The following is a 9,559-nucleotide window of genomic DNA, read 5'->3' on the forward strand; positions in this document are numbered from 1 at the left end:
CTGTTGCACGGGAGTTGACCGGAGTACCTTGCGCGCATGCCGAAACGTGTGACGTGCAGCAGCCTGTCCGCCGCCCTGGTCGCCTCCGTCGTCCTGCTCGCCGCCCCCGTGGTGAGCGCGCCCGCCCAGGCGGCCACCGGCCGGGACTCGCTCTCCGAGCAGAGCCTGCACCTGCCGCGCACCGGCTTCGAGGAGTCCGGCGGAGCGCGCTGGACCGGACAGCCGGAGGAGGGGGAGTTCCTCTCCGCCGTCGACCGGGCGAGCGGCCGGGTGTCCCTGCGGACCATCGGCACGACCGGTCAGGGCCGACCCCTCCGGCTCGTCCGCATCGGCGGCGACCGTCCCACGGCGAACACCATGCTGCTGATCTGCAGTCAGCACGGTGATGAACCCTCGGGCCGGGAGGCGTGTCTCTCCACGGTCCGTGATCTCGCGGGCGCCAGGGACGCGGGGACCCGGCGCTTCCTGGACCGTACGACCGTGCTCGTCGTTCCCACCGCAAATCCCGATGGCCGCGCCGCCGACACCCGGGGCAATGCCGACGGCGTCGACATCAACCGGGACCACATCGCGCTCAGGACCGCGGAGGGCCGAGCCATGGCCGCCGTCATCCGCGACCAACGGCCCGATGTCATCTACGACCTGCACGAATACGGGGCGACGCCGGGGTACTACGACAAGGACCTCCTGTCGCTCTGGCCGCGCAACCTCAACACCGACCCGGGAGTGCACCGCGAGGCGTACACCCTCTCCGAGGCCCGTGTGCGGCCTGCGGTTCACCGGGCCGGATTCAGCAGCGGTGTCTACGGCATCTGGACCGACCCGGTCACCGGAGAACCCGTCAAGCAGGTCGCGGGCGACGGACAGGAGCGCATCCTGCGCAACACCGCGGGGCTCAAGCACTCCGTCGGCCTCCTGGTCGAGACCCGCGTCGATCCGCTCACCGATGCCGAGAAGCAGCACCCCGCTCTCAACAACCTCCGTCGTGTGAGGACCCAACTGGCCGCACTCGACGCCGCCTTCGGCCATGTCGATGAGCGGCGGGGCCGGATCGAGGCCACGACCGCGGCCGCCCGGTCCACCGGCCTCGCCGACCGGGGCCCGGTGTACCTGGGTGGGGCCGACAACGACCCGGCGACCCCCGCGGAGACCCTCCAGGACCCGCCCTGCGCCTACCGGCTCTCCGGGGACCAGTACCAGGACGTCAGGGACGAGCTGGCCCTGCACGGGGTCGTGTCCCGGCCCGTCGGCCCCGGGGGGCGTGACGGAGCGTATGTGCCGCTGCGGCAGTCCCAGCGCGCCCTGGTGCCCCTGTTGCTCGACGAGCGGGCGGCATACCACCTCACACCCGGGCGGGCCCTCACCGCTTGTTGATGCAGGGAAGGACGCAGTGGATGTGGTAAGGCGTAACGGAGAGCGAAGACCAGGCTCCCGTCATGCCTGAGAGGTGCCACCTGTGTCGCACGAAGAGCCGAACGAAGAGCCGCGCCGAGGGCCGAACGGCGACGAGCGGAAGTGGAGCGACCGGGGGCCGCTGCCGGTGACGGCAGACCTGCCAGGTCTGCCCACGGCCGCACGGCACGGCAGAACCGACCGGGTGGTGTTCGGCGTCACCGCCGTACTCACGCTCGCCTTCGTCGTCTGGGGCGCCGTCGCCACGGACACACTGGAACGAGTGTCCAGCGGCATGCTGTCCGGGCTCATCCACAACTGCGGCTGGGCGTTCGTCCTGGCCGCATCCGGTTTCGTGGTCTTCGCGCTCTGGCTCGCCGTCAGCCGGTACGGCGCCATCCCGCTCGGACAGGACGACGAGGGCCCGGAGTTCCGCACCGTGTCATGGGTCGCCATGATGTTCAGCGCGGGCATGGGCATCGGTCTGATGTTCTACGGCGTCAGCGAGCCGCTCGCGCATTTCACCAATCCGCCGCCCGGTACCGAGCCCGCCGACGCCGCCGAGGCCATGGGGACGTCCATGGCCACCACCCTGTTCCACTGGACGCTCCACCCCTGGGCCATCTACGCCGTGGTCGGTCTGGCCATCGCCTACAGCACCTACCGGCGCCGCCGGCGTCAGACCATCAGCGCCGTGTTCGTACCGATCATCGGCGAACGGCACGCGCTCGGAACGGGCGGGCGGATCATCGACATCCTGGCCATCTTCGCGACGCTCTTCGGCTCCGCGGCGTCGCTCGGACTCGGCACCCTCCAGATCGGCAGCGGGATCAGCGAGCTGGGCTGGATGCAGAAAGCGGGCACGGGGCTGCTCGTCGGCATCATCGCCGTCCTGACACTGGCCTTCGTCGCATCGGCGGTGTCCGGCGTGGAGAAGGGCATCCAGTGGCTGTCCAACATCAACATGGTGCTGGCCCTGGTACTCGCGGTGTTCGTCTTCATCGCAGGACCGACCATCGTCGTGCTGGACCTGCTGCCGACCTCGATCGCCACGTACTTCGGCGATCTGCCCCTGCTCGCCGGGCGCACCGAGGCCTCGAGCGGTGCGGGCGTGGCCGACTGGCTCGGGACGTGGACCGTCTTCTACTGGGCCTGGTGGATCTCCTGGACCCCGTTCGTCGGCATGTTCATCGCCCGCATCAGCCGGGGGCGTACGATCCGTCAGTTCGTCGGCGGCGTCATCCTGGTGCCGAGCACCGTCAGCCTGTGCTGGTTCGCGGTCTTCGGCGGCACCGCGATGACCCTTCAGGAGCAAGGCCGCCTCGGCGCGGAACAGACGCCCGAAGGACAGCTCTTCGCGGTTCTGCAGCAGTTCCCCGTCGCCACGCCGATGAGCCTGCTGGTGATGGTTCTGGTCGGCATCTTCTTCGTCTCCGGCGCCGACGCCGCGTCCATCGTCATGGGCACCCTCTCCCAGAAGGGTGCCCTGGAGCCGGGGCGGTTCGTCGTCATCTTCTGGGGCCTGGTCACCGGCGCCGTCGCCGCGGTGATGCTTCTTGTCGGCGGGGGGCAGGGGGACGTGCTGGCCGGCCTCCAGAACTTGACGATCCTGGTGGCCGCGCCGTTCGTGCTCGTGATGATCGGCATGTGCTTCGCCCTGATGCGCGACCTGAGGCACGACCCTCTGATCGTGCGCGGTGAGCGGGGTGAGGAAGCCGTCGGCAGTGCCGTCATCGAGGGCCACGAGAGGTACGCCGGAGACTTCGAGATCCGCATCGGGCCGTCGCCGGGACCGTCCGAGGGAGGAGAGAAGACCCCGGCCGTGCGGAACTGAGCCGCGGCCGCCCGCCCTCGGCCGCCGCGCACGGGCCGGGGAGGCGGTGACCCGGCTCGGCGCCGCCCCGGCCGAGCCGGGCACCGTCACACCCGAACCCGCCCTGCGGAGCATCCCTCCCCGCCCGGGGGATCCCGCAGCAGCTGCACCGGGGGCGTAGGCCGTGCATGTACGCGGGCGACACGGGCGGCAGCGATGTGGCCCGGCGCCGAGAGCCACTGCGGAACCGGGAACCCCGTCGGCCGGCTCGCGCGGCACCCCGCCGTGCGTCCGGTGCAGAGCGCACAGGACCCGGTGTCTCCCCTCGGCGGGCACCGCGCGCGTCCCTGACCGTCCGTCGGAGCCATGGCCGTCGGTGTCGGCGGTGTGTGACAGCATCCGTCGCATGACGACCATCCGTGCACCACGCGGGCTGGACCTGTTCCGCGAAGGGGACTTCCCCGTCTACACAGTGACCTTCGTCCGCGATCTCACGCCCGCGGAGCTGCTTGCCCGTCTCGGGGCAGATCCCGCGACCCTCGCTGTGCGCGACGGCACGGATGTGTCCGACGACTTCGGCGAGGACCTCTTCGACGACGACGAACCGGTGGTCATCACCGGCACCGAGGGTCCGTGGACCTGGGCGTGGGAGCAAGGCGGTGTGCACGGGCTCGACGAGCGGACCCTGGCCGCCGTGTCCGCGGGCACCGAGGCCGTGTCGCTCCACTACAACGAGAAGCCGATGCACTGGTTCAAGTACGCGGTCGACGGCGACGTCGTCGTCGACTTCCACACGCTCCAGGCGATCGCGCCGACCGGCCAGGACCCCGGGCGACTCGCCGGACACATGCGGCCGCTGGGGCTGATCCCGGGCCAGGTGGCTCCCCTGCACAGCGTTCTGTCCCTGGCCGAGGACGCCTTCGGTCTCCGTCTGACGCTCCCCGGGGAGGTCGACGACCCGCGCCTGAGCGGCCGGCTGCTTCCCCTGCCGGAGTGACCGCCCGCCGCTGCCGGCGACCGGCCGAGCGGCGCGCCGAGCGCCGGCCCCCGGCAGGGAGACGGCCCCCGGCCCCGGTCAGCCCGCCAGCGCCGCCGCGGCGTAGGCACAGCCCCAGGCGACCGTCACACCAGCGCCGCCGTGCCCGTAGTTGTGGATCAGCAGCCCGCCGGGCGACGCGGCCCGCTCCAGCCTGACCCCCTTCGACCGCACGGGGCGCAGGCCCACACGGTGGCCGACGACCCGGGCGTTCCTGATCTCCGGGCGGATCCCCGCGCAGCGCTCGACGATCGCCGCGGCCGTCGCCGGGTCGGGCTCGAGCGGTCCGGCGCCCGGCTCGGCGGTGCCGCCCAGGACCAGCCGGCCGGGCTGCGGAAAGAAATACGTGGTCGCCTGCGACATTTCGTCAGCCGCCGTGAACCAGGAGTCGATCCCCGGATTCTCCACCAGCACCAACTGCCCCCGCACCGGGGTCATGTCCGGATCGGGGACGAGGTCCCCGGCACCGAGCCCCGTGCAGTTGATCACGACGGGGGCCTGTGCAGCCGCCTCGTCGAGCGTGCGCACCTCCCGGCTCTCCACCACCCCGCCCGCCGCCTCCAGCCGTGTCCGGAGCCAGTCCAGGTGCACCGGCATGTCGATCAGGGGGAGCCGGGCCCAGAGCGCGGAGCCGTAGCCCTCCGGCACCTCACCGGGCGGCAGCTGACGCACATGCTTCAGCTGCCGCGCCCAGGGGCCGAGTCTGCCGAGCTCGGTCCCGGCATGGACGCCGGGCACCAGCCGCACCCCGGTCTCCTGCGGCCGCGTCGCCAACTGCTCGTACACCCGCAACGAAGTCAGCGCCCACGTGCCGGCCGGCTCCTCCGGCTCGATCCGGTACGGCCACCACAGCGCTCCCGCCACCGCGGACGTGGTGGACCCGACCGGATCGCGCGTCCACACCTGCACCCGGCGGCCCAGCTCAGCGAGCACCAACGCCGAGGTCAGTCCGATGACCCCGCCGCCCAGCACGATCACATCGCCCGTATCGCGTCCGCCGCGCACGTCGTCGCCCATGGCGGGACCGTAGCCGAATCCATGACGCCGTGCTCACATCGCGTCCCGGCTGGGGATACTCCAGACATGTCTGCCGAGTACGCGACCTTCGGGCTGGCGCCGGCGATGCGGGCCGGGGGAGTCCTCGCCGATGGTGGATACCAGATCCACCGGGACTTCATCGACTTCATCGTCGACGGCCGGCCGCTCCTCTTCCAGCTCTCCGATCTCGACGCCGTCTCACCGCTGGCCTCCGACGTACCGCCCGCGATCTTCACCCGCCAGGTGCGCAGTCTGCTGCTCGAGGCCGACGCCCCACTACCTGGCGGACGTTACGTCATCTACGGCTGCCCCGAATGCGAGAGTCTCGAGTGCGGTGCCGTCACCGCGGTCATCGAGCGCACCGGCGACGATGTCATCTGGCGCGACTTCGCCTGGCAGACGGACGAGACCGCCGACCTGGATCTCAACGGCTACCACGGAATAGGGCCGTTCCGCTTCCACGCCGTCGCGTACCGCACGGAGCTGGAGCGGCTCCTCACGGACGAGGGACTCCGGCCGCGCCGGCGCGTTCTGATCATCGGAGCCCGCGTCGCCGTGCTCGCGAGGCTAGCCGCCGCACTGCGCACGATCGGCATCGGAGCCGAGATCACCGATGACGCGGCGCAGGTTCCCGCCGACGAACTCCGTACGTACGGGGCCGTGGCCTTCGGCCGAGCCGTCAAGGAAGCCGAACGCGAGGCGGTGCGTGAGGCGTTCGCACACGCCGGAGTCCATGTGGTGTGCGTCGACGGCCTCGTCCCGGTCATCCCGCTCCTGGTCGCCCAGATCGAACAGGCCCTTGACCGGAGCCCCGTGGAGCGCCGTCGGCTCACCGCGCTGACGGCCGGGGCCGGCGAGGCGAGGGTGACGGTCACGTCCCCGTGCAGGGTCCAGCTCGTCGCCCACCGCACGGACCGGTTCTCCAGGGCCCACACGCACGAGATCTTCGACGGAATGCTGGAGCCCGGCACCCACGGAATTCCGCTGGACGCACGGGTGGTGAAGGGGCGATCCTTCCTGGTCGCACGCGCCATGGGGGGTGTGCTGGTCGCGCCTGTGGTGCGATGACACAGCCGAGGGACCCGGGCGAGCCGCTGAATCGCCGAGAAGACGCGCAACCACACGACCCTGTGCACCGACCCGACCGGAGGCCCGCCTCCCCGCGCCGATGAACGGCGCCCCGAGGAGCGGACCCGCGATCCGTACCCGTACCCCCGCGGAACTGCGCCGCTCGCGCAGACCGCGCGCCCATGCCCGCTGGGACCATCTCCACGCGGCGCCCCTGTGACCGCTGCACGGAGCCGACCTCGGAACGCTCGCCCGCACCTGCGACGCCGTCGGCGCGTGTCCGACCGTGCCGCGCGTTCCCTGGGTGCCTGAGGCCCTGGCCCGGGGCAACACGCTGCGCAAGCCGCTCTGCACCCATGGGACCGGCGATCCGCTCGGCCGGCCGGTGCGGCAGCGCGAGCGCGGTGCACGGATCGTGGGCGTGGAGCTCGCCGACGAGGCCGTCCGCCTCGCCGGTCTTCTGCTTGCCCGCGAGCCCACGGTCATGATCCTCGGCCATGGGCAGAAGGGCATCCCGCCGGAGGTCCTGGACCCGCTCGACGAATGCGTGGAGATCCCGATGATCGGCACGGGCGCGAGCCCGGGGGACCTCCCGGGCGGAGCTCCGGGGGGAGTCGCCGTCGCCGGGTCCCTCGCGCTCTACGAGCTCGCGGGCCTGGTGCGAGCCGCACCGCGCGGACCCGGCCGGCGCCCCGGATAGGATCGGCCTCCTCATGACTGCCACTCTCGTCGCCAAGGACCTCGCCGCCGGGCACGGCGAGCGCTCGCTCTTCTCAGGTCTCGAGCTCGTCGTCGCACCCGGAGACGTCATCGGCCTCGTCGGCGCCAACGGCGCCGGGAAGTCGACACTGCTCCGGCTGCTCGCAGGGCTCGACACACCCGAGCAGGGGGAGCTGCGGCTCTCTCCGCCCACGGCCGCCGTCGGACATCTTCCCCAGGAGCCGGAGCGGCGCGAGGGGGAGACCGTCGCGCAGTTCCTCGCCCGCCGCACCGGGGTCGCCGCCGCCCAGTCCGCCATGGACGAGGCGGCCCAGGGCCTCGCCGACGGCACGCCGGGCGCCGACGACGCCTACGCCGTGAGTCTGGAGCGCTGGCTCGCGCTGGGCGGGGCCGACCTCGACGAGCGTGCGGAGGAGGTCGCCGACTCGCTCGGCCTCGCCGTCGGCCTCGACCAGCCGATGACCTCGCTCTCCGGAGGCCAGGCCGCCCGTGCGGGGCTCGCCTCGCTCCTTCTCTCCCGCTACGACGTCTTCCTCCTCGACGAGCCGACGAACGATCTCGACCTGGACGGCCTGGAGCGTCTGGAGAAGTTCGTGCAGGGTCTGCGGGCCGGCACCGTGGTCGTGAGCCACGACCGTGAATTCCTCACCCGCACGGTCACCAAGGTCCTCGAACTCGACCTCGCCCAGCAGCAGATCACGCTCTACGGCGGCGGCTACGAGGCGTATCTCGAGGAGCGGGAGACCGCACGGCGGCATGCCCGCGAGGACTACGAGGAGTACGCCGACAAGAAGACCGCCCTCGAGGGCCGCGCCCAGATGCAGCGTTCCTGGATGGACAAAGGCGTCAAGAACGCACGGCGCAAGGCATCCGACAACGACAAGATCGGCCGCAAGTTCCGCAGCGAGGCGAGCGAGAAGCAGGCCGCGAAGGCCCGTCAGACCCAGCGGATGATCGAGCGCCTCGACGTCGTCGACGAGCCCCGTAAGGAGTGGGAACTGCGCATGGAGATCGCGGCAGCGCCCCGCTCCGGCTCCGTGGTCGCCACGCTCCGTGACGCCGAGGTCCGGCGCGGCGACTTCCGCCTCGGGCCGGTGTCGCTCCAGATCGACTGGGCGGACCGGGTCGCCGTCACCGGTGCCAACGGCGCCGGCAAGTCCACACTCCTCGCCGCGCTGCTCGGCCGCGTTCCGCTGGACTCCGGGCACGCCGCGCTGGGCTCCGGCGTCGTCGTCGGCGAGGTCGACCAGGCCCGGAAGCTCTTCCACGGCACGGAATCGCTGCTGGACGCATTCTGCGCCGCCGTTCCCGACACCGAGCCCGCCGACGTCCGGACGCTCCTCGCCAAGTTCGGGCTCAAGGCCGGTCACGTACTGCGCTCCGCCGTCACCCTCTCCCCGGGCGAACGCACCCGCGCCGCACTGGCCCTGCTCCAGGGCCGCGGCGTGAACCTCCTCGTCCTCGACGAGCCGACGAACCATCTCGACCTCCCCGCCATCGAACAGCTGGAGTCGGCGCTCGACTCGTACAGCGGCACGCTGCTCCTGGTCACGCACGACCGTCGGATGCTGGACGCGGTCCGTACGAACCGGCGCATCGAGGTGGCGGACGGCCGGGTGACGGAGTCCCGATGACCGATCCTCTGACCCGTCTGTTCGAGCTCGTCGACGACCTCGACGCCGATGTCGACGAGACGATCGACCTCGCCGACGAGATCGCGGCGTCCGGCGACCGTGGAGTCCTCCCGCGGCTGGAGGCCGAGCTCGAACGCTGCATCGGCGAACGCAACTTCTATGCCCGCGAGCTGCTCGGCGGAGTGATCGCGGCGATCGGCGGTACCGCCGTGCTTCCGGTGCTGCTGCGTGCCTCGGCCGTCGATCTCGGCGACGACCAGGACGGCCTGGCGACGGAGATCGTCGTTCTGGTCCAGTCGGAGCCCGGTACGGCGCGTGCGATTCTGGAACGTCTGACAGAGGAAGACGATCCCGCAGTCCGCGCCCGGGCGGAATGGGCCCGGCGCTTCCTGCCCACCGGCTGAGTCCTGTCCGGGCGCTCTTCCGGGCCCGTGACGACAGCTGCGGTGCTCTACCGGCTACGGCGGGAAATACCCCATGCTGCGTTGTCGGTGTCGCCGGAGTATGTCCGGTACGAGGACGATCCCCCACCGGCTTCCGGCCGGGTGGGGGTACCCCCGGCGGAGCGAGGGGGAGTGCCCCCACCGCCTTGCGGTGTTTCCCCTCCGCCCTGGCGGGCCCGGGGAGACCCCATGCGTCCGACGGCCGCGGGCCGATCCTCAAAGACCGCCCGGACGGGACCCAGGGGGCTGCACGCGCCGCGTGCCGGGCCGTCCGACGTTGGGCGGCAGCGGGCCCGGGGAGACCCCATGCGTTCGACACCGCGGGCCGATCCTCAAAGACCGCCCGGACGGGACCCAGGGGGCTGCACGCGCCGCGTGCCGGGCCGTCCGACGTTGGGCGGCAGCGGGCCCGGGG

Annotated in this window: 8 protein-coding genes; 7 read left to right on the plus strand and 1 reads right to left on the minus strand. The window is 71.8% G+C overall.

The window, feature by feature from the left end:
• The first annotated feature begins 36 nt into the window (after positions 1-36).
• The 3 genes from AC068D_RS03215 (at position 37) to AC068D_RS03225 (ending at position 4,202) form a co-directional block, all read left to right on the plus strand.
• Positions 37-1,374: a M14 family metallopeptidase gene (locus AC068D_RS03215; RefSeq protein ID WP_478821183.1), complete on the plus strand. Its 1,338-nt coding sequence runs from the start codon at positions 37-39 to the stop codon at positions 1,372-1,374.
• A 166-nt stretch (positions 1,375-1,540) separates the two neighbouring features.
• Positions 1,541-3,226, plus strand: a complete 1,686-nt coding sequence (locus tag AC068D_RS03220) for a BCCT family transporter (RefSeq protein WP_478821396.1) — start codon at positions 1,541-1,543, stop codon at positions 3,224-3,226.
• 385 nt (positions 3,227-3,611) lie between these two features.
• A complete protein-coding gene (locus AC068D_RS03225; protein ID WP_478821184.1) occupies positions 3,612-4,202 on the plus strand; it encodes a DUF6461 domain-containing protein in 591 nt (196 codons plus the stop codon).
• A gap of 78 nt (positions 4,203-4,280) precedes the next feature.
• On the opposite strand, the gene AC068D_RS03230 is transcribed toward AC068D_RS03225, so the two are convergent.
• The gene (locus AC068D_RS03230; protein WP_478821185.1) at positions 4,281-5,258 is read right to left on the minus strand and encodes an FAD-dependent oxidoreductase; all 978 of its coding nucleotides are present in this window, start codon (positions 5,256-5,258) and stop codon (positions 4,281-4,283) included.
• A 66-nt stretch (positions 5,259-5,324) separates the two neighbouring features.
• Between AC068D_RS03230 and AC068D_RS03235 the strand changes: the two genes are divergently transcribed.
• From AC068D_RS03235 to AC068D_RS03250, 4 genes are all read left to right on the plus strand, one after another.
• Positions 5,325-6,347, plus strand: coding sequence for an oxidoreductase (locus AC068D_RS03235; protein WP_478821186.1), 1,023 nt, complete (start codon positions 5,325-5,327; stop codon positions 6,345-6,347).
• 223 nt (positions 6,348-6,570) lie between these two features.
• Positions 6,571-7,047 (plus strand): TrmH family RNA methyltransferase, encoded by a 477-nt coding sequence (locus AC068D_RS03240; RefSeq protein ID WP_478821397.1) that lies wholly within the window; start codon positions 6,571-6,573, stop codon positions 7,045-7,047.
• A 13-nt stretch (positions 7,048-7,060) separates the two neighbouring features.
• Positions 7,061-8,701, plus strand: a complete 1,641-nt coding sequence (locus AC068D_RS03245; RefSeq protein WP_478821187.1) for an ABC-F family ATP-binding cassette domain-containing protein — start codon at positions 7,061-7,063, stop codon at positions 8,699-8,701.
• Complete coding sequence (locus tag AC068D_RS03250) at positions 8,698-9,105, plus strand: hypothetical protein (RefSeq protein WP_478821188.1); 408 nt, start codon at positions 8,698-8,700, stop codon at positions 9,103-9,105. Before AC068D_RS03245 ends, AC068D_RS03250 begins: the two co-directional genes overlap by 4 nt.
• Positions 9,106-9,559: the final 454 nt, after the last annotated feature.

It is taken from the genome of Streptomyces sp. NPDC043861 (assembly GCF_056435905.1).

What these genes read in the sequence shown, in the direction of transcription:
- AC068D_RS03215 (WP_478821183.1), top strand. Translation starts at nt 37, where the DNA reads ATGCCGAAACGTGTGACGTGCAGCAGCCTGTCCGCCGCCCTGGTCGCC.
- AC068D_RS03230 (WP_478821185.1), bottom strand. Translation starts at nt 5,258, where the DNA reads ATGGGCGACGACGTGCGCGGCGGACGCGATACGGGCGATGTGATCGTG.
- AC068D_RS03235 (WP_478821186.1), top strand. Translation starts at nt 5,325, where the DNA reads ATGTCTGCCGAGTACGCGACCTTCGGGCTGGCGCCGGCGATGCGGGCC.
- AC068D_RS03245 (WP_478821187.1), top strand. Translation starts at nt 7,061, where the DNA reads ATGACTGCCACTCTCGTCGCCAAGGACCTCGCCGCCGGGCACGGCGAG.
- AC068D_RS03225 (WP_478821184.1), top strand. Translation starts at nt 3,612, where the DNA reads ATGACGACCATCCGTGCACCACGCGGGCTGGACCTGTTCCGCGAAGGG.
- AC068D_RS03250 (WP_478821188.1), top strand. Translation starts at nt 8,698, where the DNA reads ATGACCGATCCTCTGACCCGTCTGTTCGAGCTCGTCGACGACCTCGAC.